27 protein-coding genes are annotated in these 24,713 nt (G+C 69.0%); 15 read left to right on the forward strand and 12 right to left on the reverse strand.

Annotation, left to right across the window (positions count from 1 at the left end; translation table 11 throughout):
* Positions 1-6: 6 nt before the first annotated feature.
* Positions 7-315 (reverse strand): polyhydroxyalkanoic acid system family protein, encoded by a 309-nt coding sequence (locus Q8N10_RS06255; RefSeq protein ID WP_304780492.1) that lies wholly within the window; start codon positions 313-315, stop codon positions 7-9.
* 111 nt (positions 316-426) lie between these two features.
* Here Q8N10_RS06255 and Q8N10_RS06260 point away from each other — a divergent pair, with 111 nt between their 5' ends.
* The 3 genes from Q8N10_RS06260 to Q8N10_RS06270 all read left to right on the forward strand — a co-directional run bounded on the left by Q8N10_RS06260 (position 427) and on the right by Q8N10_RS06270 (position 4,197).
* Entirely contained in the window at positions 427-840 is a 414-nt protein-coding gene (locus Q8N10_RS06260; RefSeq protein ID WP_304780495.1) for a hypothetical protein, read from the forward strand.
* A 106-nt stretch (positions 841-946) separates the two neighbouring features.
* Positions 947-2,863 carry a pyrroloquinoline quinone-dependent dehydrogenase gene (locus Q8N10_RS06265; RefSeq protein WP_304780498.1) on the forward strand — a complete coding sequence of 639 codons (1,917 nt, stop codon included), beginning with the start codon at positions 947-949 and terminating at the stop codon, positions 2,861-2,863.
* A gap of 65 nt (positions 2,864-2,928) precedes the next feature.
* Positions 2,929-4,197, forward strand: coding sequence for a dicarboxylate/amino acid:cation symporter (locus tag Q8N10_RS06270; protein WP_304780501.1), 1,269 nt, complete (start codon positions 2,929-2,931; stop codon positions 4,195-4,197).
* Here the strand turns inward: Q8N10_RS06270 and Q8N10_RS06275 are convergent.
* From Q8N10_RS06275 to timA, 3 genes are read right to left on the reverse strand one after another with little or no spacing between them, the layout of a single operon-like run.
* On the reverse strand, positions 4,194-4,721 hold the full coding sequence (locus Q8N10_RS06275) for a Smr/MutS family protein (RefSeq protein ID WP_304780504.1): 528 nt from the start codon (positions 4,719-4,721) through the stop codon (positions 4,194-4,196). The genes Q8N10_RS06270 and Q8N10_RS06275 overlap by 4 nt on opposite strands.
* Positions 4,718-5,839, reverse strand: a complete 1,122-nt coding sequence (locus Q8N10_RS06280; RefSeq protein ID WP_304780507.1) for an MltA domain-containing protein — start codon at positions 5,837-5,839, stop codon at positions 4,718-4,720. The genes Q8N10_RS06275 and Q8N10_RS06280 overlap by 4 nt, the downstream gene beginning before the upstream one ends.
* A 42-nt stretch (positions 5,840-5,881) precedes the next feature.
* On the reverse strand, positions 5,882-6,502 hold the full coding sequence (timA, locus tag Q8N10_RS06285; protein ID WP_304780766.1) for a TIM44-related membrane protein TimA: 621 nt from the start codon (positions 6,500-6,502) through the stop codon (positions 5,882-5,884).
* 166 nt (positions 6,503-6,668) lie between these two features.
* Here timA and secB point away from each other — a divergent pair, with 166 nt between their 5' ends.
* Positions 6,669-7,166, forward strand: a complete 498-nt coding sequence (gene secB / locus Q8N10_RS06290) for a protein-export chaperone SecB (protein WP_304780510.1) — start codon at positions 6,669-6,671, stop codon at positions 7,164-7,166.
* Positions 7,167-7,285: 119 nt separating this feature from the next.
* Here the strand turns inward: secB and dnaQ are convergent, their stop codons facing one another.
* Genes dnaQ through Q8N10_RS06315 form a run of 5 tightly spaced genes read right to left on the reverse strand, consistent with a single transcriptional unit; the run spans position 7,286 to position 10,955 of the window.
* Positions 7,286-7,993, reverse strand: coding sequence for a DNA polymerase III subunit epsilon (gene dnaQ / locus Q8N10_RS06295; protein WP_304780512.1), 708 nt, complete (start codon positions 7,991-7,993; stop codon positions 7,286-7,288).
* Between the two features lie 41 nt (positions 7,994-8,034).
* On the reverse strand, positions 8,035-8,658 hold the full coding sequence (coaE, locus tag Q8N10_RS06300) for a dephospho-CoA kinase (protein WP_304780515.1): 624 nt from the start codon (positions 8,656-8,658) through the stop codon (positions 8,035-8,037).
* A gap of 4 nt (positions 8,659-8,662) precedes the next feature.
* Positions 8,663-9,514, reverse strand: coding sequence for a shikimate dehydrogenase (aroE, locus tag Q8N10_RS06305; protein ID WP_304780520.1), 852 nt, complete (start codon positions 9,512-9,514; stop codon positions 8,663-8,665).
* On the reverse strand, positions 9,511-10,110 hold the full coding sequence (locus tag Q8N10_RS06310; protein ID WP_304780523.1) for a nucleoside triphosphate pyrophosphatase: 600 nt from the start codon (positions 10,108-10,110) through the stop codon (positions 9,511-9,513). Before Q8N10_RS06310 ends, aroE begins: the two co-directional genes overlap by 4 nt.
* On the reverse strand, positions 10,107-10,955 hold the full coding sequence (locus tag Q8N10_RS06315; RefSeq protein WP_304780526.1) for a pyruvate, water dikinase regulatory protein: 849 nt from the start codon (positions 10,953-10,955) through the stop codon (positions 10,107-10,109). The genes Q8N10_RS06310 and Q8N10_RS06315 overlap by 4 nt, the downstream gene beginning before the upstream one ends.
* Positions 10,956-11,477: 522 nt before the next feature.
* On the opposite strand from Q8N10_RS06315, the gene hemE reads away from it, so the two are divergent.
* Genes hemE through Q8N10_RS06330 form a run of 3 tightly spaced genes read left to right on the forward strand, consistent with a single transcriptional unit; the run spans position 11,478 to position 13,995 of the window.
* Entirely contained in the window at positions 11,478-12,509 is a 1,032-nt protein-coding gene (gene hemE / locus Q8N10_RS06320) for a uroporphyrinogen decarboxylase (protein ID WP_304780528.1), read from the forward strand.
* The gene (gene hemH, locus Q8N10_RS06325; protein WP_304780530.1) at positions 12,506-13,540 is read left to right on the forward strand and encodes a ferrochelatase; all 1,035 of its coding nucleotides are present in this window, start codon (positions 12,506-12,508) and stop codon (positions 13,538-13,540) included. Before hemE ends, hemH begins: the two co-directional genes overlap by 4 nt.
* A gap of 2 nt (positions 13,541-13,542) precedes the next feature.
* Positions 13,543-13,995, forward strand: a complete 453-nt coding sequence (locus Q8N10_RS06330; RefSeq protein WP_304780532.1) for a CopD family protein — start codon at positions 13,543-13,545, stop codon at positions 13,993-13,995.
* Between the two features lie 10 nt (positions 13,996-14,005).
* On the opposite strand, the gene Q8N10_RS06335 is transcribed toward Q8N10_RS06330, so the two are convergent.
* Positions 14,006-14,200, reverse strand: a complete 195-nt coding sequence (locus tag Q8N10_RS06335; RefSeq protein WP_304780535.1) for a hypothetical protein — start codon at positions 14,198-14,200, stop codon at positions 14,006-14,008.
* Between the two features lie 167 nt (positions 14,201-14,367).
* Here Q8N10_RS06335 and rho point away from each other — a divergent pair, with 167 nt between their 5' ends.
* Positions 14,368-15,768: a transcription termination factor Rho gene (gene rho / locus Q8N10_RS06340; RefSeq protein ID WP_305663878.1), complete on the forward strand. Its 1,401-nt coding sequence runs from the start codon at positions 14,368-14,370 to the stop codon at positions 15,766-15,768.
* 48 nt (positions 15,769-15,816) lie between these two features.
* Positions 15,817-16,602: a class I SAM-dependent methyltransferase gene (locus tag Q8N10_RS06345; protein ID WP_304780540.1), complete on the forward strand. Its 786-nt coding sequence runs from the start codon at positions 15,817-15,819 to the stop codon at positions 16,600-16,602.
* 155 nt (positions 16,603-16,757) lie between these two features.
* On the opposite strand, the gene Q8N10_RS06350 is transcribed toward Q8N10_RS06345, so the two are convergent.
* On the reverse strand, positions 16,758-17,729 hold the full coding sequence (locus Q8N10_RS06350; protein ID WP_304780542.1) for a quinone oxidoreductase: 972 nt from the start codon (positions 17,727-17,729) through the stop codon (positions 16,758-16,760).
* 9 nt (positions 17,730-17,738) lie between these two features.
* A complete protein-coding gene (locus Q8N10_RS06355; protein ID WP_304780545.1) occupies positions 17,739-18,437 on the reverse strand; it encodes a dienelactone hydrolase family protein in 699 nt (232 codons plus the stop codon).
* A gap of 90 nt (positions 18,438-18,527) precedes the next feature.
* Between Q8N10_RS06355 and Q8N10_RS06360 the strand changes: the two genes are divergently transcribed.
* The 6 genes from Q8N10_RS06360 to Q8N10_RS06385 all read left to right on the forward strand — a co-directional run bounded on the left by Q8N10_RS06360 (position 18,528) and on the right by Q8N10_RS06385 (position 24,575).
* Positions 18,528-18,785: a DUF6489 family protein gene (locus tag Q8N10_RS06360; protein ID WP_304780547.1), complete on the forward strand. Its 258-nt coding sequence runs from the start codon at positions 18,528-18,530 to the stop codon at positions 18,783-18,785.
* Complete coding sequence (gene mnmE / locus Q8N10_RS06365) at positions 18,782-20,116, forward strand: tRNA uridine-5-carboxymethylaminomethyl(34) synthesis GTPase MnmE (RefSeq protein ID WP_304780549.1); 1,335 nt, start codon at positions 18,782-18,784, stop codon at positions 20,114-20,116. The genes Q8N10_RS06360 and mnmE overlap by 4 nt, the downstream gene beginning before the upstream one ends.
* Positions 20,117-20,386: 270 nt before the next feature.
* On the forward strand, positions 20,387-22,237 hold the full coding sequence (mnmG, locus tag Q8N10_RS06370) for a tRNA uridine-5-carboxymethylaminomethyl(34) synthesis enzyme MnmG (RefSeq protein ID WP_304780551.1): 1,851 nt from the start codon (positions 20,387-20,389) through the stop codon (positions 22,235-22,237).
* A complete protein-coding gene (rsmG, locus tag Q8N10_RS06375; RefSeq protein ID WP_370690222.1) occupies positions 22,237-22,884 on the forward strand; it encodes a 16S rRNA (guanine(527)-N(7))-methyltransferase RsmG in 648 nt (215 codons plus the stop codon). Before mnmG ends, rsmG begins: the two co-directional genes overlap by 1 nt.
* Positions 22,874-23,692, forward strand: coding sequence for a ParA family protein (locus tag Q8N10_RS06380; protein ID WP_304780554.1), 819 nt, complete (start codon positions 22,874-22,876; stop codon positions 23,690-23,692). Before rsmG ends, Q8N10_RS06380 begins: the two co-directional genes overlap by 11 nt.
* A gap of 7 nt (positions 23,693-23,699) precedes the next feature.
* Positions 23,700-24,575 carry a ParB/RepB/Spo0J family partition protein gene (locus tag Q8N10_RS06385; protein ID WP_304780556.1) on the forward strand — a complete coding sequence of 292 codons (876 nt, stop codon included), beginning with the start codon at positions 23,700-23,702 and terminating at the stop codon, positions 24,573-24,575.
* Positions 24,576-24,713 lie beyond the last annotated feature (138 nt).

Below are 24,713 nucleotides of genomic sequence, written 5' to 3' on the forward strand. Positions count from 1 at the left end.
CGCCCGCTACTTCAGCAGCAGCTGGCCTTCCTTCTGGACCCGGCCCTTGATCTTGCCGGCCAGCAGGGCGAGCACATTGGGCAGGTTGATGGTCATCAGCACCGCGGCCTCCTGAACGTCCAGGTGGCCGGTGATGTGCTGGCCCATGGCGGCCACCGAGAAGTCCATGCGGTCGCCGGTCCAGGTCTTGGTCAGGGCCTTGGAGGCGGCCTCGCCGAACTGCTGGCTGATCTTGCCGAAGCCCTCCTCGATCCGCTGCCGCGCGACGGCGGCGCCCAGGTCGTGGGGGATGGTGATGGTGATCGGCTTGCTCATGTGGTCCTCTTGTCGCCCCAGTAACGCCTGCAACGCATTTGGGGTCCAGCCCGGAACAAAGCGACTCCCTGTGGATTGTTTTAACAGAATCCTAATCCGGGCGGGGCCGTCGTGGCGTCTACACCTCAGAAACTCAGCGGACTCATCGGAGCGATAGCCCTGCTCAGCTTCGCAGGCGCCGCCCACGCCGAGACGGTCTGCCAGGGTTCCGCCCCCGACGTCGGCGCGGAAATCCACGGCCCTGTCCTGCAGGTGCTGGACTCCGAACGCCTGTGTGTGGCGCTCGGCGCCACCCCTGACCAGTGGGTCGAGGTCGCGCTCGCGCCGGAGCCCCTGCAGAAGACCGCCGCCCATCCGGCCAGCCGCGGCTCGCTGATGGCCGTGGCCTTCGCCCAGAACATCACCTGCAGGATCGTCGATGTGGCCGGCGGCCTGCCCGTCGCCGCCTGCCGTCTCGACGACCAGTCGGTCCGGGCCCTGACCCGCGAGCCCGCCGCCTACGTCGCCGGCCAGGCCTGGCGGTGAGCCTTTTCGGCTCCAATCCAAAGCGGTAGAGCCGTTCGTCCCGGCAGGTCCGCCGCTCGTCCCAACCCACCTTTACCGCAGCGGTTTCTGACGCTCCTCTGGGCGCATGACCCGACACGCCCTGCACCTGCTCGCCGCCGCCAGCCTCGCCGCCTGTTCCGCGCCCCAGGTCGCCCCTGCGCCCGACGCCGGGTGGGCCCACTATGGCGGCGACGCCGGGGGCCAACGCTATTCCACCGCCGCCCAGATCACGCCGCAGAACGTCAAGCGGCTGAAACCGGCCTGGAGCTTCTCCACCGGTGACATGGAGACCAAGGGCGGCGCCATGGAGCGCGCCTCCTTCCAGGTCACCCCGATCCTGGCGGCGGGCCGGCTCTATCTGTGCTCGCCCTTCAACGCGGCCAGCGCCATCGAGCCGGCCACCGGCGCGCCGCTGTGGCGCTTTGACCCGAAGATCGCCACCGGTGTCGACTACCCCAACGACTACACCTGCCGGGGCCTGGCCTATTGGAGGAACCCCGCCGCGCCGCAGGGCGCGCCCTGCGCCGAGCGGATCTTCATGAACACCAACGACCGGCGGCTGTTCGCCCTGGACGCCGCCACCGGCCGGGCCTGTCGCGGTTTCGGGACGGGGGGCTGGGTCCCCGCCATTCCCGGCGTGAAGCTGACCCGCCCCGGCGGCGCCCAGATCACCTCGCCGCCGGTGGTGACGCGAGGGCTGGTGATCACCGGCTCCTCCATCGACGACAATCAGAAGGTCGACGAGACCTCCGGCGCGGTCCACGCCTTCGACGCGGTGACCGGCCAGCTGACGTGGCGGTTTGATCCGCTCGACAGCGTCCGGCCGCAGGTCCGCGCCGGCGCCGCCAATGTCTGGGCGCCGATGTCGGTGGACGAGGCCCGGGGCCTGGTCTTTCTGCCCACCTCCAGCGCCAGCCCGGACTTCTACGGCGCCGCCCGGCCCGGGGACGGCGGGCACGCCAATTCCGTGGTGGCGCTGAAGGCCGCCACCGGCGAGCTGGCCTGGGGCTTCCAGACCACCCATCACGACGTCTGGGACTATGACGTCCCGGCCCAGCCGACCCTGGCCACCGTCACCTATCGCGGCGTCACCTCGCCCGCCGTGATCCAGACCACCAAGCAGGGCCTGCTCTTCACGCTGAACCGCGACACCGGCGCCCCCGTCATCCCGGTGGTGGAGCGCCCGGTTCCCCAGGGCGGCGCGCTGGGGGAAACCCTGTCCCCGACCCAGCCCTTTCCGATCGCGCCCAAGTCCCTGGCGCCAGACAAGATCGGCCCGCAGGACGCCTTCGGGCTCACCCCCTGGGACCGCGCGGCCTGCCGTCGCTTGCTCGAGGGCGCCCGCAACGAGGGGCTCTACACCCCGCCCACCACCCGGGGGACCATCATCTATCCCTTCACCGGCGGCGGCTCCAACTGGGGCGGCGTCGCCTTCGATCCCGCTCGCCAGATCGTCTACGCCAACACCTCCAGCGCCCTGCACAAGGTGACCCTGATCCCGGCGCAGACCGTGAAGGCCGCCCGCGAGGCCCAGCCCGATCTGGAGATCAGCCCCAACGCCGGGGCCCGCTACGGCATGAAGCGCGAACTGCTCCGCTCGCCGCTCGGCCTGCCCTGCAACCCCCCGCCCTGGGGCGAGCTCTCGGCCATCGACATGCACGACGGCCGGGTGCTCTGGCGCGTGCCCCTGGGGACCACGCGGGACCTGGCGCCCGGCTCTCAGGTCCTGATGCGGGGGACCGGCACCCCCAATTTCGGCGGCCCCATCGTCACCGGGGGCGGCCTGGTCTTCATCGGCGCGGCCATGGACAACTACCTGCGCGCCTTCGACGCCGGCACAGGCAAGGAGCTGTGGAAGGGCCGCCTGCCGGCCGGGGGCCAGGCCACCCCCATGACCTATGTCTGGAAGGGCCGCCAGTATGTGGTGATCGCCGCCGGCGGCCATTCCAAGTCCGACACCAGGCGCGGCGACCAGATCGTCGCCTTCGCCCTGCCCGACTAGGGAACCGGCGGGCCCACGGCGGTTTTTTTGCTGGCGCGGACGCGCTGGCCCGGTGAACCTGCCCCATGACCCTGACGACCCGCGTACTCCTCGGCCTCGTGGCCGGCCTCGGCGCCGGCGCCGCCGTGGCGGCCTACCTCCCCGACTACGCGCCTCAGATCATCGCGGTGGCCGAGCCGGCCGGCGGGGTCTGGCTCGACGCCTTGCGGATGACCATCATCCCCCTGGTCTTCGCCCTGCTGGTGACGGGGGTCGCCCAGGCCGCCGACACCGCCCGGGCCGGCGGCGACGCGGCCAAGACCCTGGGCCTCTTCGCGGTGCTGCTGGTGCTGTCGGCCAGCTTCGCAGCCATCGCCACCCCGGCCCTGCTGGCGCTCTGGCCCGCGCCCGTGGAGGCCGCCCAGGCCCTGCGCGCCTCGGCCGACACCGCCAACGGCGAGATTCCCCCGACCCCCACCATCCAGGAAATGGTCAAGAGCTTCATCCCCACCAATCCGGTGAAGGTGGCCGCCGACGGGGCCATGGCCCCCCTGGTGGTCTTCGCCCTGGTGTTCGGCATGGCCGCCACCCGGATCGCGGCGGCCAAGCGCGCCTCGCTGTTCGGGTTCTTCGACGCGGTGCGGGACACCATGATGACCCTGGTGCACTGGGTGCTGTGGGCCGCGCCCTTCGGAGTCTTCGCCCTGGCCCTGGTCACCGGCGCCCGCACGGGCCTGGGAGCCGTCGGCGTGCTCAGCCACTACGTGGTCATCGTCTCGATCATGTGCCTCAGCATGGCGGTCTTCGCCGTCATCCTGGCGGTGGTGTTCGGCAAGGTGCCCCTGATGGCCTTTGTCCGCGCCATGATCCCGGTGGAGGCGGTCGCCATTTCCACCCAGTCGTCCCTGGCCTCCCTGCCGGCCATGCTGGAGACCGCCCAGAAGCTGGGGGTCCCCGACAAGGTGCGCGGCGTGGTCCTGCCCATGGCCGTGGCCCTGTTCCGCATGACCAGCCCAGCGGGCAACATGGCCGTGGTGATCTATGTGGCCCACATCTACGGCGTGCCCCTGAGCCCCCTGGTGATGCTGGTGGGCGTGCTGGTGGCCGCCACGGTCAGCCTGGCCGCCGTCGGCATCGCCAGCGCCGTGACCTTCTTCACCACGCTTGGTCCCATCTCCATGGCCATGGGGGTGCCGATGGAGCTCCTGCCCCTGCTGCTGGCGGTGGAGACCCTGCCCGACATCTCCCGCACCATCGGCAACGTCACCGCCGACGTGGCCGTCACCACGGTGGCGGCGGAGTGGAGTCTGGAGGAGGACGCCGAGGAGGAACTGCCCCTGTCGGCCGGGGTTTAGCCTCGGCTCTTGCGTTTCAGGGCCACATAGAGCGCGCCCTCGCCGCCGTGATTGCGGTGGGCCTCGGAGATGCCGGCGACAACCTCGCGCAGGGCCGGGCTCGACAGCCATTCCGGGGTCATGCGGCGCAACACCCCGTCCCCGCGCGCGCCCTTGCCGGTGATCACCAGGACGGCGCGGTCGCCGCGGTTCCAGGCGCTGAGCACGAAGCCCTCGAGCGCGGATTTCGCCTGCATCTGGTCCATGCCGTGCAGGTCGATGCGGCCGCCGATCTCCTCGCGTTCCCGGGCGATGCGATGCCTGCGGCGCGGCTCGATGTCTTCAGGTCCCAGCCACGGATGTGGCGGCCGCTTGGGCGCGGGCTTTTCGGGGATGGGGATGCGCGCGGCCGGCGCATTGCGGTCGATCTGGGCGGCCAGGGCGTCGCGCTCGGCCTTGGAGACCGTGCGGCCCGGCATGGGGTGGACCGTGGCCGCCACCATGGACCACAGCCTTTGCTCGTCGGGCCGGATCGGCCGTTTCACCGGCCCGGACCGACCCTGGGGACCAGGCGGTGCATTCGTAGGGTATGGCGCACGCGGCCGGCCTCGGTCCCGGCGCGCTGGCCCTGGCCCAGATACAGGTCGGCGCGCACGAGACCCTTGATCGCCCCGCCGACGTCCAGCGCCGTCACCAGCCGCCGGTAGGTGGGGAAGGCGCCGTTGAGGATCGGGGCGACTCCGTCGATCCAGAACAGCTCGCCGCTGGCGTGCCGGCTCGGGTCCACCGCGATGGCGCGGCCGGTGGGAAGGGGGATCCCGGCCGAGCCCACCGGCGGGCGTCCGTCGTCCGGAGCGGTGGTGAAGAAGACGTAGCGCGGGTTCAGCCGCATGATCGCGTCGGCCTCGGGCCCACGATGATCGGCCAGCCACTGGCGGATCGCCTCGCCTGAGGTGTTGTTGGCCGCCAGCAGCCCGCGGTCGCGCATGGGATTGGCGATGCCGGTGAAGGTCCGGCCATTGGTGGCCGCAAACAGCACCTTGACCCGCCGGCCGTCCGGATAGGTGACCACGCCCGAGCCCTGGACCTGCAGGAAGAACAGCTCCTCGGGCCGCATCCAGGCCAGCACCTGGGTCGGGGGCGAGGTTTCGATGGCCGTGCGGTCGGGATAGGGGCCGAGCTTGCCGTCCGGCCCCCGCTGCTGGGCGTCGCGGCCGCCCTGGCCGCTGGACACCAGGTCGACGGGCTTGGGCCGTACGGGCGCGGAGAATTCGGCGTCGGGGCGCGCGCGCGCCTCATACTCCGGCGCGTAATAGGCGGTCAGGACGCCTTCGCCCGGCACCGCCTCGGGGCGGAAATTGTCTTCGAAAAAGGCCCGCGCCTCAGGCCCGGAGAGCAGGGGCCGCGCCCGCGCCCGGCGACAGATCTCCCCCATGGCCGCGTCCCGCGCCGCGCCGCAGGTGGATCGGTAGGCCTCGAAGGCGGCGGCGTGATCGTCGGCCGCCCAGCCCGGCAGGTCGCTGAACTGCTCCAGGACGGGGGCGGGAGCCGGCGCGGGGGTCGGGCGGGGTCCCGGACGCGGCGCGGGACCCGGCTTGGCGGTGGCGCAGGCGGCCAGGGTCAGGGCGCAGAGGCTGGCCAGGAGAATTTTTAGTGGGGCCACGACGGACTCCGGGCTGGAACGGCCGGGGGCCGGGATAAGGTCCTACGCCTCGGCGGCGTCGACGCGGACGAGGGTCCAGTTGGGGTCGCGGCTCTTAAGATTGCGTTCGAAGGTCCAGAGTTCGGCCGTGCGGCGATCATCGACGCCCTCGCCCTCGGGGCCCTTGGTGCGGCTGCGGAACTCGGCCAGGAAGCGGACAGTGACCTGGGCGGTGTCCCCGTTCACGTCGGCCTTTTCCAGGTCGGCGCGGGGCGGATGGGAAAACTCCACCAGCTCGGTGCGGCCCTCGGCCTCGCGCCGGGCGATTTCGGCGTCGAAGCTGGCCAGGATGCCGGGCGCCAGCAGGTTGCGCAGGGTGTCGCGGTCGCCAGCGGCGAAGGCGGTGACGATCATCTCATAGGCGCCCTTGGCCCCGCCGAGGAAGCGGCCAAGGTCGAAGTTCGCGTCGCGGGCGCGCACGGCGGCCAGGCCTGACAGGGCCACGCCCTCGGCGGCCTCGGCGGCCTGGGGCTCGTCGCCCTCCAGCCGCGCGGGCTTGACGGTGGCCAGGGCTGGATCGCCCGCGTTGTCCTCCGGCTGCCGGCCAACCCTGCGGCCCAGCACCGAATAGAGCTGGAACAGCACGACGACCGCGAGGCCTGCAAAGATGATCAGCTCTAAGATCGGCAAAACACTATCGCTTCGTTGGAGACGGGGGGTGGAGCCTAATATAGGACGTTGCAACGCCCCCGTCAGGGGCGACGTTGCATCGGCGAAAGTCGCATGATAGCAGCGCCGGTCCCAAACAGGGCGTGAATGGACGTCCTTAGAGCACGGAATCTTCGCCACCATGAGCGACACTGACGCGGCCGGCCAGGAAAACGGCGCCGAAATCGGCCTGCCCGAGCCCGGAATCCGGATTCTCGCCCAATTTATCCGCGATCTCAGCTTTGAGAACCCGCGCGCCCCCGACAGCCTGCGGGCCGGCGCCAGCCAGCCCTCCATCGACATGGGCGTGGAAATGAACGCCCGGGGTCGCGACGACGGCTTCTTCGAGGTGGATCTTAAGCTCTCGGCCCGCGCCTCCCGCGACGACGGCCCGGTCTTCCACGTCGAGCTGCTCTATGGCGGCGTCTTTGAGATCGCCGGCGTGCCGCAGGAGGAGCTGGAACCGGTGCTGCTGGTGGAATGCCCGCGCTTCCTGTTCCCCTTCGCCCGCCGGGTGATCGCCGACGTCACCTCGGACGGCGGCTTCCCGCCCTTCCTGCTGGACCCGATCGACTTCGCCGGCGTCTACGCCGCCCGCCGAGCCCAGGCCGAGGGCGCCCCGCAGATCGGCAACGCGTAAGAGAATCCGCTCATCCCGGCGAAGGCCGGGACCCAGATTCATCCGCCGCTTTCAGAATTTGATCCCAGGTCGTGACCTACGACCTGGGCCCCGGCCTTCGCCGGGCTGAGCGGCTGTGTTTACAGCCCGAACCGCACCCAGAGCTCGTCGTTCTTCAGCACCTCGCGGATGAAAGCTGCGTGGACCTCCCGCTCGGCGTCGGTGGAGCGCGACGCCAGCGGCCGGGGCCGGGCGCCGTAGACCGAGGGATTGGCCACCGCATAGGCGGCGGTGTCCATGGCCTGGGTCATCAGCTCCAGGCTCCGCTCGCGGCCACCCTTCAGCTCCAGATAGACCGCGGCCAGCAGGCGGGCGTCGATCAGGGCGCCGTGCTTTTCCCGCTCCGTGAGCGAAATCTTGAAGCGCTTGCAGAGCGCGTCCAGCGAGTTGGCCATGCCAGGGAAGCGCTTGCGCGCCAGGGCCAGGGTGTCGATCCAGCGGTGGTCTTCGACGATGTTGAGGCCGCAGACCCCCAGCTCGTGATTGATGAAGGCCCGGTCAAAGGTGGCGTTATGGGCGATCAGCGGGGCGTCGCCGACGAACTCCAGGAAGGCGTGGCTGACCTCGGGGTGGGCGAACTTCGGCTTGCCGCGCAGGAAGGTGGCCGACAGGCCGTGCACCCGCTCGGCGTCCGGCGGCATGTCGCGCTCGGGATCGATATAGACGTGGAAGTGCCGGCCGGTGGGCAGGAAGTCCTCGATCTCCAGGCAGGCGATTTCCACCAGCCGGTGGCCGAGGTGCGGCTCGAAGCCGGTCGTCTCGGTGTCCATGACGATTTCGCGGGCCATGACCCTAGATGCCGCGCTTCGAACCGGGTTTCAACCTGGCCTCAGGTCGCAGGGCCGATTGCCTGGGGACGACGCGCCGGGTCCCTCAGTGTGGCGATGATCTCGTGCACCTGGGCCCGTGCGTGATCCAGACCCTGGCCGGTCTCGACGATGAAATGGGCCAGCTTGCGCTTCTCGCTGTCATGCAGCTGGCGCTTGAGGATGTCGTCGAGACGCTCTGCGGTCCAGCCGGGCCGGGCCAGGACCCGGGCGCGCTGCTGGTCTTCCGGCGCCGAGGCCACCACCACGGCGTCCATGTTGAGGTGGCCCTTGGTCTCGAACAGCAGGGGGATGTCCATCACCACCATGTCGGCCTTGGCCGCCTGGGCGCGGGCGAAGAAGGCTGCGCGGTCAGCCCCCATCAGCGGGTGGACCACCGAGTTCAGCTTGGCCATGGCCGCGTCGTCTCCCAGCACCCGCTGGCGAAGCGCCTCGCGATCGACGGCGCCGTCCTTGGTCACGCCTGGAAAGGCCGCCTCCAGGGGTTCGACGGCGGCGCCGCCCTTCAGATAGAGGTCGGCCACCACGGCGTCGGCGTCGTAGACGGGCACGCCCGCGTCGCGGAACATGGCCGCGGTGGTGGATTTCCCCATCCCGATGGAGCCGGTCAGCCCGATCATCAGCATTGTTTCAAAGTCCCAGGGCTTGCTTGGCGAGGGTTCGGACATCGACGCCTTCGGGGGGCGGCTGGCCGAAGAAGGCGTGGAAGGCCGGTATGGCCTGGCCGATCAGCATTTCCAGTCCGTCCACGGTGGGGCGACCCAGGGCTTGGGCCTGCGCCAGGAACGGGGTGAGCAGCGGCTTGTAGACCATGTCCATAACCACGGCGCTTCGCGGCGTCGCTGCGATCGGCACGTCCAGCACCCCCGCCCCCGACAGCCCGGCCGAGGTGGCGTTGATCAGGGCGCCGACACCGTCAAAACCAGGCCCGGCCTGGTCCAGCCCATAGGCGCGGACGCAACCGCCCAGATCGGCGGCGATCTCTTCGGCGCGGGCCACGGTGCGGTTGATGATGCGGATGTCGCGGGCGCCGGCGCTGAGGAAGGCCGCCGCCGCGCCTCGCGCCGCGCCGCCCGCTCCCAGTATGGCCACCGGCGCTGCGGCGGGATCAAAGCCTGGCGCCTGGACCTCGAAGGCGGTCAGCAGGCCCAGCCCGTCGGTATTGTCGGCCAGGATCCCGCCGTCTGGCCCGAACACTAGGACATTGGCGGCCTGAGCCAGGCGCGCCCGCTCGCTGACCTGGTCGGCCAGGGCCAGGGCCTGGGTCTTGAAGGGCACGGTGACGTTGAGGCCGGCGAGCGAGCCGCCCCGCAGGCCCTTGATGAAGCTCGGGAAATTCTCCGGAGAGACGTCGAAGGGCACATAGACGCCGTCGATCCCCGCCGCCGCCAGCCATGCGTTGTGCAGGATCGGGCTCATCGAGTGGGCGATCGGGTGGCCCACCACACCCGCCACCACGGTGGCGCCGGTGATCCTGGTCATGCCGACAGCGCCCCGTGCTTGCGCAGCAGGTCCAGCAGGCCCAGCAGGGGCAGGCCGAGGATGGCGAAATAGTCGCCCTCGATCTTGGAGAACAGCTGCGAGCCATGGCTCTCCAGCCGGTAGCAGCCCACCGAGCCCAGGGCCTCATCGCCTTCGGCGATCAGATAGGCCTCCAGAAAATCGTCGCTGAACTCGCGCATGGTGAGGGTGCAGGTGGCCACCTCGCGCCAGATCGGTTGGCCATCCCGGGCCACCACCACCGCCGAATGCAGCCTGTGCGGCTTGCCGCGCAGCAGCTTCAGCCGCTCGCGCGCCGCCTCCACCGTCTCGGCCTTGTCGTAAAGCCCGCCCTCGAACTCCAGGGTCTGGTCGGCCCCGATCACGAAGCCTGGCCGGCCCCGCGAGATCTTAACGGCCTTCAGCTCGGCGAGGGCGTCTGCCACGTCGCGGGGCGTGCCGCCCTGGCCCAGCATCGCGGTCTTGACCGCCTCCTCGTCGACGCCAGAGACGGCGGTCTCGAAGGGGACGCCCGCGCCCTTGAGCACGGCGGTGCGGGCTGCGCTCTTGGAGGCCAGGATGATCTGATGACCGCTCATCCCAGCACCTCGATCTGGCCGTGCCCGCCGTTCAGCAGGTTGAGCACGGCGGCGGCCGTCTCCTCGACGCTGCGGCGGGTGACGTCGATCACCGGCCATTCCATCCGCTCATAGAGCCGGCGCGCCAGGACGGTCTCCTGCCGGACCGCCTCGATGTCGATATAGCTGGAGTCGCGATCTTCCTTCAGGCTGAGCAGCCGGTTGCGGCGGATCTGGATCAGCCGGTCGGGCGAGATGGTCAGGCCGACGATCAGGGCGTTCTTCAGGGTCAGCAGCTTCTCCGACGGCGCCCGGCCCGGAACCAGGGGCACATTGGCGGCCCGCACCCCGCGGTGGGCCAGATAGATGCAGGTGGGAGTCTTCGACGTGCGCGACACGCCCACCAAGACCACGTCGGCCTGGTCCAGGTCCTGGCCGCCCTGGCCGTCGTCGTGGCCAATGGCGTAGTTGAGCGCGTCCATGCGGTTGAAATAGTCGTTGTCCAGGGCGTGCTGCACGCCCACCCGCCGTGTCAGCGCCGCCCCCAGATAACGCGACAGGGCCGAGACCAGAGGGTCGAGGGCCGGGATGCAGGCCATGTCCAGTTTTCGGCAGCCCTCCTCCAGGGCCGCCCGCAGCTCATCGTCGACGATGGTGTGGATCACCACGCCGGGCGCGGCCTCGATATCGGTGAGCGCCCGCTCCAGCTGCCGGGGCGAGCGGACCAGGGCGTAGATGTGCTCGATGGGCAGAACGTTCTCGAACCTGGCGCAGACCGCGCGCGCCATGGCGTTCAGGGTCTCGCCGGTGGAGTCGGAGACCAGGTGCACATGAAAATAGGTGGCGAAGCGCGAGGCTGTGGTCATCGGATCCGGGTCGCCGTTGGCGGGTGCGTCGAAATATCTGGGGATAGAGGAGTCGATACCTTCTTAGCGAAGCCGGGCCCGCTTGGGGATAGCCGCGGCCAATTCGCGCGTCGATCACCGGGCCTGCGGATAACGGGCGCCGTTCGCGGGGTTTGCCCGGGGGTCGTGGATCAGCTGTCCCTGCGGCGCGCGTTGTCCGACGACGGCGCCAGGCGCGCGGCGAATGACTCCTGTTCGTTCACCCGAACCGGAGCCTTGGGGTTAATGAATCGTTAAGGCCGATCAGCACGTTAAGACTTCATTAACACAATCCACAGCGGCGCCTTGGCCCTGCGGAGAAAGCTGCCGTTGGCTGGGGAAAGGGGGTCGAAAAGCGGGTGCGACACTGGGCTTTGTCCCCGGCTTGCCCAGGCCCTACCGCTACCTCTTCATCCAAGATTCTATTTCTTAGAAAGGTAGAAGGCAGGCGAGGAAGAACAGGCGGGCTTGAGCCCGAGCCTCGAAGCCGGTTTAACGCCCTCCATGTCCAACAGTTCAGAACCCCGCCTGCTCCGGGCGCTCGCCGGAGAAACCCTGGACCGCCCGCCGGTCTGGTTCATGCGTCAGGCAGGGCGGTCCCTGCCCGAGTACCGGGAGCTGCGGACCCGGGCGAAGGACTTCATCGCCTTCTGCCATAATCCGGAGATGGCGGCCGAGGCCACTCTGCAGCCGATGCGCCGCTTCCCCCTGGACGCCGCCATCGTCTTCGCCGACATCCTGCTGATCCCCCAGGCGCTCGGCCAGGAGGTCTGGTTCGAGGCGGGCGAAGGTCCCCGTCTGGGCGAACTTCCGTCCATCGAAAGCATGGCTGACCAGATCGAGGCCTCCACCGGTCGGCTGTCGGCCATCGGCGAGACGCTGTCGCGCGTGCGCGCCGAGCTGGAGCCGGACCGCGCCCTGATCGGGTTCGCCGGCGCCCCCTGGACCGTAGCCACCTACATGATCGAGGGCCGCGGCTCCGACCGCTCCGGCGCCCGGACCTACGCCTACCAGCACCCGGAGAAGCTCGACCGCCTGCTGGACGTCCTGGTGGAGAGCACCGCCCGTTACCTGGTGATGCAGGCCAGGTCCGGCGCCCAGGTTCTGAAGCTTTTCGAGAGCTGGGCCGAGGGCCTGGCCGAGGACGTCTTCGAACGCATCGTCATCAAGCCGCACACCGCCATCATCGAGAAGGTCCGCGCCGCTGGGGTCGACGTGCCGTTCATCGGCTTCCCGCGTAGCGCCGGCGCCCTGGTGGAGAACTACGCCGCCCGGGTCCCGGTCAACTGCGTCGCCCTCGACACCCAGGCCAGCGCGGTGCTCGGCCAGAAGATCCAGGACAGCGGCAAGACCATCCAGGGAGCGCTGGACAACCTGCTGCTGCGCGCCGGTGGCCCGGCCCTGGACGCCCGGGTCGACGCCCTGATCGAGCAGTGGAACTCCGGCCCCTATATCTTCAACCTCGGCCACGGGGTCCTGCCCGACACCCCGATCGAGCACATCGAGCGCACCATCCGCCGGGTGACCGGCAAGTGAGCCGCGTCGCGGTCGTCCTCTTCAACCTCGGGGGCCCGGACGGGCCGCAGGCCGTGCGGCCGTTCCTGTACAACCTGTTCAAGGACCCGGCGATCATCAGCGTCCCGGCCCTGCTGCGCTATCCCATCGCCGCCCTGATCTCCTCGCGCCGCGAGGCCTCGGCCCAGGCCAACTACAACATCATGGGCGGCGGCTCGCCCCTGCTGCCGGAGACACAGAAGCAGGCCGCCGCCCTCGACGCGGCCCTCGCCAGCGCCCGTCCCGACCTGACGGTGAAGGCCTTTATCGCCATGCGCTACTGGAAGCCCTTCGCAGACCAGACGGCGAAGGAGGTGGCGGCCTTCGCCCCCGACGAGATCGTCCTGCTGCCGCTCTATCCGCAGTTCTCCACCACCACGACGGCCTCGTCCCTGCAGGACTGGGCGAAGAATTACAAAGGTCCCGGCCGCACCCGCACCGTCTGTTGCTATCCGACCGCGCAAGGGGTGATCGCCGCCCACGCCGAGACGATCCGCAAGACCTGGATCGACGCCGGCCGGCCCGCCAAGGTCCGCCTGCTGTTCTCCGCCCACGGCCTGCCGGAAAAGGTGATCAAGGGCGGAGATCCCTACCAGGCCCAGGTCGAGGCTACGGCGGCGGCCGTCGCGGCCCTGCTGCCCGAGCTGCCCGACTGGCGCGTCTGCTACCAGAGCCGGGTCGGCCCCATGAAGTGGATCGGCCCCTCGACCGTGGAGGAGATCCACATCGCCGGCGAGCAAGGGGTCGGCCTGCTGCTGTCGCCCATCGCCTTCGTCTCCGAGCACATCGAGACCCTGGTGGAGCTGGACCACGAATATGCCGAGTTGGCCGAGAACCAGGGGGTCGCCCCCTATCTGCGGGCCCCGGCGCTCGGCGTTGACCAGGCCTTCATCGCCGCCCTGGCCCAGACCGTGACCCATGCCCTGGCGCGCGGTGGCGGCGCCGCACCGGAGGGGGCATGGCTTTGCCCCGCCGGCTATGGCAAATGCGGGCGATCAACCCAGGGAGCTTAGGCGTGGACTACAATCTGCTGCGCGGCCTGCACATCATCGCGGTGATCGCCTGGATGGCCGGGATCATGTACCTGCCCCGGCTGCTGGCCTACCACGCCGACGCCGTGCCCGGCGGCGAGATGGACAAGCTCTTCCAGACCATGGAGCTGAAGCTCTACCGGATCATCATGGGCCCGGCCATGGTGGCGACCTGGGTGTTCGGCCTGGCCCTGATCTATGTGAATGCCACCGAGGTCCGCGGCGGCTGGGAGTACCTGCAGCAGCCCTGGATGATCGCCAAGCTGTCGGGGATCGTCTTCATGACCGGCTGGCACGGGTTCCTGGGCGCGGCGCGCAAGAAATACGTGGCCGGGACCAACACCCGCACCGCCCGCTTCTGGAAGATGACCAACGAACTGCCCTTCATCGCTGCGATCATCATGGTCCTGGCGGTGACGATGGAGTTCGGGAGCTAGTCCCAACCCCTCACGTCATCCCGGCCGTAGCGCAGCGGAGCGCCGGGACCCAGGGGCCGCGCTCTCCGCCCCTGGGTCCCGGATCGGCCTGTCGGCCGTCCGGGATGACGGTGTTGGTGTTGGGGTCAAAGCCCACAATCCTTGACCCGAACCGCGCGATGTGGTTCCGCTGGCCCCACATGGCGTCGCGCAAACGCGAAGTCATGCCCCGCCCTATCTCCGGCGACGCGCGCTTCCCAAGATTTAGAGCTGCTGCGTCCCGGCCCCTGAACACCCCGGCGAGCCCCAGGCCCGCCCCAGACGTTTCAAGTTGCTCGACGCCCGAGGACTGTCTCAAGTCCGGGCGCGTCGAGCTGTATCAAGGCGCGACCCATGTCCCAAGACAACACCCTCGACACCGAAGACTCCGCCCTCGACCAGGCCATGGACGCCCAGGTCGAAGCCCCGCAGGAGAGCGTGGACGACGATGAAGACAACGAACTCTCCGCGGCCATCGCCGCGCTGGGCATCACCCGGATGTCCCTCCAGGAGCTGAAGGACAAGTCGCCGGTCGACCTGCTGGCCTTCGCCGAGAAGCTGGAGATCGAGAACGCCAACTCCATGCGCAAGCAGGACATGATGTTCGCGATCCTCAAGACGCTTGCCGAGGAAGGCATCGAGATCTCCGGCTCCGGCACCCTGGAAGTGGTGTCCGACGGCTTCGGCTTCCTGCGCAGTCCCGAGGCCAACTACCTGCCCGGCCCCGACGACATCTATGTCAGCCCCTCGCAGATCCGGAAGTTCGGCCTGCGCACCGGCGACACCGTCGACGGCGCCATCCGCGCGCCCCGCGAGGGCGAGCGCTACTTCGCCCTCATCAAGGTGGATCTCACCAATTTCGAGAACCCCGAGAACGTCCGCCACAAGGTGCTGTTCGACAACCTGACCCCGCTCTATCCCGACGAGCGGCTGAAGATGGAGATCGAGGATCCCACCCTGAAGGACCGCTCGGGCCGGCTGATCGACATCGTCGCCCCGCTGGGCAAGGGCCAGCGCTGCCTGATCGTGGCCCCGCCTCGGGTGGGTAAGACGGTGATGCTGCAGAACATCGCCAAGTCCATCGCGGTGAACCACCCCGAGTGCTACCTGATCGTGCTGCTGATCGACGAGCGGCCCGAGGAAGTCACCGACATGCAGCGCACCGTGCGCGGCGAGGTGATCAGCTCCACCTTCGACGAACCCGCCACCCGCCACGTCCAGGTCGCCGAGATGGTGATCGAGAAGGCCAAGCGCCTGGTGGAGCACAAGCGCGACGTCATCATCCTGCTCGACAGCGTCACCCGTCTGGGCCGCGCCTACAACACCGTGGTCCCGTCCTCGGGCAAGGTGCTGACCGGCGGTGTGGACGCCAACGCCCTGCAGCGCCCCAAGCGCTTCTTCGGCGCGGCGCGGAACATCGAGGAAGGCGGCTCGCTCACCATCATCTCCACGGCCCTGATCGATACGGGCAGCCGGATGGACGAGGTGATCTTCGAAGAGTTCAAGGGCACCGGTAACTCGGAAATCATCCTGGACCGCAAGGTCGCCGACAAGCGCATCTTCCCGGCCATCGACGTGCTGAAGTCCGGCACCCGCAAGGAAGAGCTGATCACCCCGAAGGACCAGCTGCAGAAGACCTATGTCCTGCGCCGCATCCTCAACCCCATGGGGGCCCAGGACGCCATCGAGTTCCTGCTCGACAAGCTGCGCCAGAACAAGAACAACGACGAATTCTTCCAGTCGATGAACACCTAGCGGTCGCCGGTTTCCGACTTCCGCCTGGCTTGAGGGGAAGTCGGTCCGATGAGCGAGAGCTATATCATCGCCGGCGGCATGGCCGGGGCCGCGCGGCTTTCGGTCCTGTCCCAGGCCATGGCCGAGTCGACTGGGTCCCTCCTCGACCGGGTCGGCATCCCGGCCGGCGCCCGCATCCTGGATGTGGGTTGCGGCGGGGGCGAGGTGACCCGCGACCTGGCGCGCCGCACCTCAGGCCCGGTGACCGGCCTCGACCTCGACGAGATCAAGATCTCCATGGCCGGCCAGGACGCGCCGTCCAACGCCGCGTTCCACGTGGGCGGCTATGAGCGCGCCGAGGCGCTTGGCCCCTTCGACGTCATCTACGCCCGCTTCCTGCTCTCCCACCTCACCGACCCGACCGACGCCGTGGCGTGCTTCGAACGCGCCCTGGTTCCTGACGCCCTGCTGGTGGTGGAGGATGTGGAGTTCTCCGCCCATCTCTGCGAGCCGACCCGTCTCAGCTTCCGCCACTTCGTGCAGTGGTATGTCGCCTGCGCTCACAAGCGCGGGGCGGACCCTGAGATCGGTCCCAAGCTGCCGGCGATGCTCGGCCGCGCGGGCTTCATCGGCATCGAGGCCCGGGTGGTCCAGCCGGCGGGCCTCACCGGCCCCGCCAAGGCCATGGCCGCCCTGACCCTGGCCGGAATCGCAGAAGCTGTTGAATCCATGGGTGTTTCACGTGAAACCCTGGTGGATTACATCTCCGACCTGGTGAAGGCCCGCGATGACCCCTCGGTGTTCATGAGCCTGCCAAGGGTGACCCAGGCCTGGGGCTGGAAGCGGGAGGTCTGAGAGGTCCGCCAGCTATTTCCTGTCCCGTTTACGGGGAAGGGGGACCGCGCCGCAGGCGTGGTGGAAGGGGCGGCCTCAAGCTCCGCGCCCGGTCTTGCCCCCTCCACCATGCTGCGCATGGTCCCCTCCCCCGCTGCGCAGGGGAGGAAAGGTCCTTACGGGATCAGCAAGCTCGCCCCGACCGTATCGCGGCCCTCCATCGCCTCATGCGCCTTGCGCGCCTCAGCGAGCGGGAAGGTCTGGCCGATATCGATCTTCACCTGGCCCGAGGCGATCACCGCAAACAGCGCCGCGGCCGAGGCGTCCAGCTCATCGGTGGTCAGCAGATAGTCCCCCATGGTCGGCCGGGTCAGGAACACCGAGCCCGCCTGCATCAGTCGCGCGGGCGCGATGGCCGGGGGCGGCCCGGAGGCGTTGCCGAAGCTGACGAACAGGCCGCGCTTGGCCAGGCTTCCCAAGGTGCCCTCAAAGGTCGCGGCCCCCACGGAATCATAGGCCACCGCGACGCCCACGCCATTGGTGATCCTGCGCACCTCGGCGGCGACATCGGCGTCGCGGTAGAGGATCACATGGTCGGCCCCCAGCGCCTTGGCCCGGTCGACCTTGTCCTGCGACCCGGCGGTGGCGATCACCGCGGCGCCCAGAGCCTTGCCCCACTGCACCAGGATCGAGCCCACCCCGCCGGCCGCGGCGTGGACCAGGATGTGGTCGCCGGGCTTCACCTCGTAACAGCGCCGCAGCAAAAACTCCGCCGTCATGCCCTTCAGCAGGGCGCCCGCCGCAACGCTCGCGTCGATCCCCGCCGGCGGCTTGACCGCCCGCTCGGCATTGACCGCGTGAAGCTCGGCATAGGCGCCGATCGGACCCGAGGCATAGGCCGCGAGATCGCCCACCGAAAAGCGGGTCACCCCCTCCCCCACGGCCTCGACGACGCCGGCCCCCTCCATTCCGAGGCCTGAGGGCAGCTTCAGGGGGTAGAGGCCCGAGCGGTGATAGGTGTCGATGAAGTTCAGCCCGATGGCCTGGTTGCGCACCAGGATCTGGCCGGGTCTCGGCTCGGGCGCGGGGATGTCCACCAGCTTGAGGACTTCGGGACCGCCGGTGGCGTCGATCTGGATGGCGCGCATGGTCTGGGCCTAGAGCAGGTGTTGCTGGAAGAAGGCGAGGCTGCGGCCATTGGCGTGGCGGGCGGCGTCGGCGTCATAGTGCTCGCCGCCATGGCGGGCGAAGGCGTGGTCACGGCCGGGATAGGTATGGACGGTGACCTGCGGGTGGTTCTTCAGGGCCTGGAGGATGATGGCCTGGGCTTCCTTGGGGACGAACTGGTCCTCCTCGGCGATATGCAGCATCAGGGGCCGTTCCAGCTTCTCGGCCTCTCCCAAGCGATTCTCGATGCCGACGCCGTAATAGCCGACGCTGGCGTCGGCGTCTGTGTTGGTGGCGGTGAGGTAGGCCAGCAGGCCGCCCAGGCAGTAGCCCACGGCGCCCACCTTGCCCGAGCAGCCGCGATCGGCGCGGATATGGTCGATCACCGCGGCGATGTCCTTGACTCCGAGATCGGCGTCGAAGGCGTTGAACAGTTCAAAGGCCTTCTTCCACTCGGCTTCCGACTGGTCGGTGATGTCGATCCCGGGCTCGATGCGCCAGAACAGGTCAGGGCAGATGGCGAGATAGCCCTGGTCGGCCAGGCCGTCGGCGATCTCGCGCATGACCGCATTGACCCCGAAGATCTCCTGGATGACCACGATGGCCGGGGCCTTGGCCTTGGACGGCCGCGCCACATAGGCGTTGAAGTCGCCGTCGTCGGTCTTGAGAGTGATGGTTTCGCCGGCCATGCGGAGCTCCGTTTGTCTTGGTCTGCTTTGGCTACTAGCGCGCAGTGGCCGCAACCGGCCATAACTATTGCTTGAAGGAAGGGCCCCGCCATGAAGATGACCATCGAGATCGACTGCACCCCCATCGAGGCCCGCACCTTCATGGGCCTGCCCGACGTCACCGCCTTGAACGACAAGCTGGTGGAAGAGATGCAGAACCGGATGTCGGCCAATATCAACATGCTCTCCCCCGATGAGCTGATGAAGAACTGGACCGCCTTCGGGGTCGGGGCCCAGGAACAGTTCCGCAAGCTGATGTCCACCGCCGTGGACATGGGCATGGGCGGCGGCGCCAACCGCCCGAAATGACCGACACCATCTATGCCACCGCCACCGCCGCCGGCCGCGCCGCCGTGGCGGTCGTCCGTGTGTCTGGCCCTGCGGCGCGGGCGGCCGTGAAGGCGCTGGCCGGCGAGACGCCCCGCCCGCGCCTGGCGGCGGTGCGAACCCTTGGCTCCGACAGCGGCCCCATCGACCAGGCGCTGGTGCTCTGGTTCCCTGGCCCGGCGAGCTATACCGGCGAGGACAGCGCCGAGTTTCACGTGCACGGCGGCCCCGCCGTGGTCTCCCGCCTTCTTGAAGCCTTGAGCGGTCTCGGTCTCCGTCTGGCTGAGCCCGGCGAATTCACCCGCCGGGCCTTCGAAAACGGCAAGCTGGACCTGGCCCAGGCTGAAGGGGTCGCTGATCTCATCGAGGCCGAGACCGAGGCGCAGCGCCGCCAGGCCCTGGCCCAGGTGGAAGGCGCCCTCGGCCGCGCCCACCAGCGCTGGCGGGGCGATCTGATCGAGGCCCTGGCCAATTTCGAGGCCGCCGTGGACTTTCCCGATGAGGAGGTCCCCGTCGAGGTGGCCGACCGCGCCCGGCCCCATTTGCAGCGCCTGATCGCCGAGCTTCACCTGGCCCTTGCCGACGTGGATCGCGGCGAGCGCATCCGCGAGGGCTTCCGCATCGCCCTGGTGGGCGCGCCCAACGCCGGCAAGTCCACCCTGCTCAACGCCCTGGTCGGTCGTGAGGCCGCGATCGTCACGGCCACCCCCGGCACGACGCGGGACGTCATCGAGGTTCCGCTGCGGCTCGCCGGCTACAAGGTGCTGCTGGCCGACACCGCGGGCCTGCGCGACACCCACGACGAGATCGAGGCCGAGGGCGTCCGCCGCGCCAGGGCCTGGGCCGCCGCCGCCGATCTGAGGATCTGGGTGGTGGACGGCGCATCCTCCGCCATCGACCCCCCGCCGGAGGAGCTGAGCGCCGGCGACCTCTGCGTGATCAACAAGTCTGATCTCAATCCGGGCGACGATACCGGCCGGGCGGTGGTGGAGGCCCGGGCCCTGGAGCTTGAACTGCACCGCATCAGCGCCCGCGACACCACCCATGTCGGCGTGATCCTGGCCGCCCTCACCGACCAGGTGCTCCAGCGCCTCTCGGGCGACGAGCTCCCCACCGCCACCCGCCTGCGTCACAAGGACCTGCTGACCGAGGCCCTGGCCCGGCTGGAGCATGCCCTGGCTGTGGACGGCTCCCCTGAACTGGCCGCCGAAGACGTCCGCCTCGCCGGCCGCGCCCTGGACCGCATCACCGGGGCGATCGACCCTGAGGACGTCCTCGACCGGGTCTTTGCGACCTTCTGCATTGGAAAATAAGGTGTTTCACGTGGAACACCGCTGAGGGCCGGGCTAGCACCTCCTCTCCCGCTTGCGGGAGAGGGTAGGGTGAGGGCTCTTTCTGAATCGCGGCTACACTTCACCTCGGCAACGCGCAGCCCTGCTGCGCGCCCCTCACCCTACCCTCTCCCCATGGATGGGGAGAGGAGGCATGTCCCCGGGCCATCCGGTAAGACTCTTTCACGTGAAACCCGCCGCCCCTTCCGCTATAGGAACCACCCGCCATATGGCGCGGATGCGGAGTTTGGCGTGACCTCCTGGGACGTGATCATCATCGGCGGCGGCCATGCGGGCTGTGAGGCTGCGGCGGCTTCAGCGCGGTTCGGCGCCCGGACCCTGCTGCTGACCCACAAGCTCGAGACCATCGGCGAAATGTCCTGCAACCCGGCCATCGGTGGCCTGGGCAAGGGCCACCTGGTGCGCGAGATCGACGCCCTGGACGGCGTCATGGGCCGGCTGGCCGATGTGGCCGGCATCCAGTTCCGCCTGCTCAACCGCTCCAAGGGCGCCGCGGTGCGCGGCCCCCGCGCCCAGATCGACCGCAGGCTCTATCGCGAGGCCATGCAGGCTGAGCTGGCCGCGACCCCCAACCTCACCGTCAAGGCCGAGGCCGTCGAGGACCTGCTGGTGGTGGACGGCCAGGTCACCGGTGTCGTGGGCGCAAGCGGTGAAATCTATTCCGCCGGCCGCGTGGTCCTGACCACCGGCACCTTCCTGAAGGGCGTGATCCACCAGGGCGAACAGCGCATCCCCGCAGGTCGGGTTGGCGAGGCCCCGGCCATCGGGCTGGCGGACCGCCTCTACGCCCTGGGCCTGGACATGGGCCGGCTGAAGACCGGCACGCCGGCCCGCCTGGTGGCCTCGACCATCGCCTGGGACAGGCTGGAGATGCAAGCGGCGGACGATGTCCCCTCCCCCTTCTCCTTCCTGACCGACAAGATCACCACGCCGCAGATCGCTTGCGGCGTCACCTATACCAATGCGCAGACCCACAGGATCATCGCCGAGCGCCTGAGCGAGTCGGCGGTCTATGGCGGGCGGATCAACGGGCGCGGGCCCCGCTACTGCCCCTCCATCGAGGACAAGGTGGTGCGCTTCGCCGACAAGACGGCCCACCAGATCTTTCTGGAGCCCGAAGGCCTCGACGACGATACCGTCTATCCCAATGGCGTCTCCACCTCGGTGTCGGCGGAGACCCAGGACCTGTTCCTGCGCACCATCGTGGGGCTGGAGAACGTCCAGGTCCGCCGCCACGGCTATGCGATCGAGTACGACTATGTCGATCCGCGCGAACTGTCGGCCACCCTGGAGGTCAAGCGCCTGCCGGGCCTCTATCTCGCCGGCCAGATCAACGGCACCACGGGCTATGAAGAAGCCGCGGCCCAAGGCCTGGTGGCCGGGCTGAACGCCGCCCGCGCCGCCTCCGGAGCCGAGCCCGCCATCTTCGGCCGCGACGAGGCCTATATCGGGGTGATGATCGACGACCTGGTGACCCGGGGGGTCACCGAGCCCTATCGGATGTTCACAAGCCGCGCGGAGTTCCGCCTGACCCTTCGCTCCGACAACGCCGACCAGCGCCTGACCCCCAAGGGCATGGTCCTGGGTTGCGTCGGTGTTTCACGTGAAACCGCCTTCAATTCAAAGGCCAAGGCTCTCGCCGAGGCCCGAGGCCTCGCCGCCGAACTGACCCTGACCCCGGACAAAGCCGCCAAGGCCGGCCTGCCGGTCAAGGCCGACGGCCAGCGCCGCGACCTGACCCAGTTGCTGGCCTACCCCACCATCTCCTTCGAGGACCTGACAGCCATCTGGCCCGAGATCGCCGAATGGGACCCCCAGGTCCGCGAGCAGGTGGAGATCGACGCCGCCTATTCCGGCTATCTGGGGCGACAAGAGGCCGATGTCGCCGCCTTCCGCCGCGATGAGAACCTGCGCCTGCCGGCCGAGCTGGACTATTCGGTGGTCGGCGGGCTCTCCAACGAGGTGCGCGGCAAGCTGACCGCCATCCGTCCCCTCACCCTCGGCCAGGCCGCGCGGATCGAAGGGGTGACGCCCGGCGCGCTCACCGCCCTCCTGGCCCATGTCCGCCGGCGGGCCGCCTGATGGACAGGACCGACACCCTCCCCATCGAGGTGGAGACCGCCGCAGACTTCGCCATGGCCACCGGCGCCGACGAAAGTATGATCCGCGATCTCCAGCAATACCGGTCATACCTGGAGGACTGGAACCAGAAGATGAACCTGGTGGGCCCCTCCACCCTCGAGGTCTTCTGGTCGCGACACGCCTGGGATAGCGCCCAGATCCTGCCCCTGGAGCCCGACGCCCTGACCTGGGCCGACCTCGGCGCGGGCGCAGGTTTGCCGGGTATCGTGCTTGCGATCCTTCAGAAAAACCGCCCCGGCTTCCACATGCATCTCGTGGAAAGTATGGCCAAGCGCTGCCGCTTCCTAACCGAGGTGGTGAACGGCCTGGGGCTGCCGGCGACGATTCACAATTCACGTGCGGAGGACTTGTCCCTGACTGTGGATATCGTCACCGCCCGGGCTTGCGCGCCGATGACCCGGTTGCTTGGGTATGCCCAGCCCTACCTGAAGCGCGGCGCGACCGCCCTGTTCCTCAAGGGACAGGATGTTGCGGTCGAGATGGAAGAGGCGACCAAGTCTTGGAGTTTTGAGGCGGACATCCTGCCCAGCTTCAGTGATGCGCGCGGGCGCATCGTACGCGTAAGGAAGTTGGGCCGTGGCCGCTGATCAGAAACCGCATCGGGCGCTCCGCGTCCTGGTGGTCGCCAACCAGAAGGGCGGCGTGGGCAAGACCACGACGGCCATCAACCTGGGCACGGCGCTCGCCGCCGTCGGCGAACGCGTCCTGCTGATCGACTCCGATCCCCAGGGCAACGCCTCGACTGGCCTGGGCGTCCCCCATTCCAAGCGCAAGATCACCCTCTATGACGTGCTGATGGGCGACGCGGCCCTCACCGACGCGATCGTCCACACCGACCTTCCGGGCATGGACATCGTCCCGGCCCACGCCGACCTCTCCGGGGTCGAGCTGGAGCTGGGCCAGCAGGCGCGGCGCTCCTTCAAGCTGCGCGACGCCATCGACCCGATCCGCCAGTCGGGCTCTTACACATACGTGCTTATCGACTGCCCGCCGTCCCTGAACCTGCTGACGGTCAACGCCATGGCGGCCGCCGACGCCGTGCTGGTCCCCCTGCAGTGCGAGTTCTTCGCCCTCGAGGGCCTCAGCCAGCTGGTGCGCACCATTGAGTTGGTGCGGGGCAGCCTGAACCCCAACCTGGAGATCCAGGGGGTGGTGCTGACCATGTACGACCGCCGCAACAGCCTTTCGGAACAGGTGGCCAAGGACGTCCGCGCCCACTTCGGTGGCACGGTCTACGCCACGGTGATCCCGCGCAATGTGCGGGTGTCCGAGGCGCCCAGCTTCGGCAAGCCGGTGCTGGTCTATGATCTGAAGTGCGCGGGCAGCCAGGCCTATCTGAAGCTGGCGCGCGAAGTGGTGGTGCGCGAACGCGATCGCCGCGCCAAGGCCGCCTGAGGAAAACATGATGGTCGAGAAACGCGGACTGGGCCGGGGGCTGTCGGCCCTGCTGGGCGAGGTCGAGGAAACCCCGGTGGATGCGGGCGCCGCCGGCGGCCTGCGCGACATCCCCATCGAGCTGATCCATCGCAATGAGAAGCAGCCCCGCTGGGTCTTCCCGGAGGACGAGATCGAGGAGCTGGCCGCCTCGATCCGCGAGAAGGGCGTGCTGCAGCCGATCCTGGTGCGGCCCGCACCCGAGATGGACGGCCACTTCGAGATCGTCGCCGGCGAACGCCGCTGGCGCGCCAGCCAGAAGGCGGGCCTGCACGTCCTGCCGGCCCTGGTCCGTGAGCTGGGGGACGCCCAGGTCCTGGAGATTGGGGTCATCGAGAACGTCCAGCGTTCGGCCCTGAACCCCATCGAAGAGGCCAGCGCCTACCAGCAGCTGGTGGAGGTGCACGGCCGCAGCGCCGCCGAGGTGGCCGACGCCGTCGGCAAGAGCCGCAGCCACGTCGCCAACCTGGTCCGCCTGCTGGCCCTACCCGATCCGGTCCGGCAATACCTGATGGCAGGCCAGATCACCGCAGGCCATGCGCGCGCCCTGCTGGGCGCCGACGATCCCCTGGCGCTCGCCGACCTGGTCATCGCCAAGGGCCTGTCGGTGCGTGACACCGAATCTCTGGTCCGCAAGGCGGCGACTGGCGGGGTGGTGACATCCAGGCCTGCGGCGCCCAGGCCGCGCAAGGATACCGACACCCAGGCCCTTGAGGTCGACCTGTCGGAGGCGCTTGGTCTGACCGTCGAGGTTATCGACAGGGGCGGGATCGGCGAGCTTCGGGTGAAGTACGCCAGCCTCGAACAGCTCGACGAAGTCTGCCGTCGACTGACCCGGGCCTAGGTCCGAAAACCGCCAGACGAAAATTGGTCCTGTGGCGCACAGCGGCGGGGCGGTACGTATCCCAGGACGTCGCCTGCGCCAAAGCCTGTGGATGACTCGCGCCGAATCCAGGCTAAACTGTTGAGTTATTACGTGAAA

The sequence above is a fragment of the Phenylobacterium sp. genome (genome assembly GCF_030693625.1).
GTDB lineage: Bacteria > Pseudomonadota > Alphaproteobacteria > Caulobacterales > Caulobacteraceae > Phenylobacterium > Phenylobacterium ferrooxidans.

Bases quoted from the DNA above. Each gene is read 5' to 3' on its own strand.
- Q8N10_RS06255 (WP_304780492.1), bottom strand. From the start codon at position 315: ATGAGCAAGCCGATCACCATCACCATCCCCCACGACCTGGGCGCCGCC.
- Q8N10_RS06265 (WP_304780498.1), top strand. From the start codon at position 947: ATGACCCGACACGCCCTGCACCTGCTCGCCGCCGCCAGCCTCGCCGCC.
- Q8N10_RS06270 (WP_304780501.1), top strand. From the start codon at position 2,929: ATGACCCTGACGACCCGCGTACTCCTCGGCCTCGTGGCCGGCCTCGGC.
- secB (WP_304780510.1), top strand. From the start codon at position 6,669: ATGAGCGACACTGACGCGGCCGGCCAGGAAAACGGCGCCGAAATCGGC.
- dnaQ (WP_304780512.1), bottom strand. From the start codon at position 7,993: ATGGCCCGCGAAATCGTCATGGACACCGAGACGACCGGCTTCGAGCCG.
- coaE (WP_304780515.1), bottom strand. From the start codon at position 8,658: ATGCTGATGATCGGGCTGACCGGCTCCATCGGGATGGGGAAATCCACC.
- aroE (WP_304780520.1), bottom strand. From the start codon at position 9,514: ATGACCAGGATCACCGGCGCCACCGTGGTGGCGGGTGTGGTGGGCCAC.
- Q8N10_RS06310 (WP_304780523.1), bottom strand. From the start codon at position 10,110: ATGAGCGGTCATCAGATCATCCTGGCCTCCAAGAGCGCAGCCCGCACC.
- Q8N10_RS06315 (WP_304780526.1), bottom strand. From the start codon at position 10,955: ATGACCACAGCCTCGCGCTTCGCCACCTATTTTCATGTGCACCTGGTC.
- hemE (WP_304780528.1), top strand. From the start codon at position 11,478: ATGTCCAACAGTTCAGAACCCCGCCTGCTCCGGGCGCTCGCCGGAGAA.
- Q8N10_RS06335 (WP_304780535.1), bottom strand. From the start codon at position 14,200: ATGACTTCGCGTTTGCGCGACGCCATGTGGGGCCAGCGGAACCACATC.
- rho (WP_305663878.1), top strand. From the start codon at position 14,368: ATGTCCCAAGACAACACCCTCGACACCGAAGACTCCGCCCTCGACCAG.
- Q8N10_RS06345 (WP_304780540.1), top strand. From the start codon at position 15,817: ATGAGCGAGAGCTATATCATCGCCGGCGGCATGGCCGGGGCCGCGCGG.
- Q8N10_RS06350 (WP_304780542.1), bottom strand. From the start codon at position 17,729: ATGCGCGCCATCCAGATCGACGCCACCGGCGGTCCCGAAGTCCTCAAG.
- Q8N10_RS06355 (WP_304780545.1), bottom strand. From the start codon at position 18,437: ATGGCCGGCGAAACCATCACTCTCAAGACCGACGACGGCGACTTCAAC.
- Q8N10_RS06360 (WP_304780547.1), top strand. From the start codon at position 18,528: ATGAAGATGACCATCGAGATCGACTGCACCCCCATCGAGGCCCGCACC.
- mnmE (WP_304780549.1), top strand. From the start codon at position 18,782: ATGACCGACACCATCTATGCCACCGCCACCGCCGCCGGCCGCGCCGCC.
- rsmG (WP_370690222.1), top strand. From the start codon at position 22,237: ATGGACAGGACCGACACCCTCCCCATCGAGGTGGAGACCGCCGCAGAC.
- Q8N10_RS06385 (WP_304780556.1), top strand. From the start codon at position 23,700: ATGATGGTCGAGAAACGCGGACTGGGCCGGGGGCTGTCGGCCCTGCTG.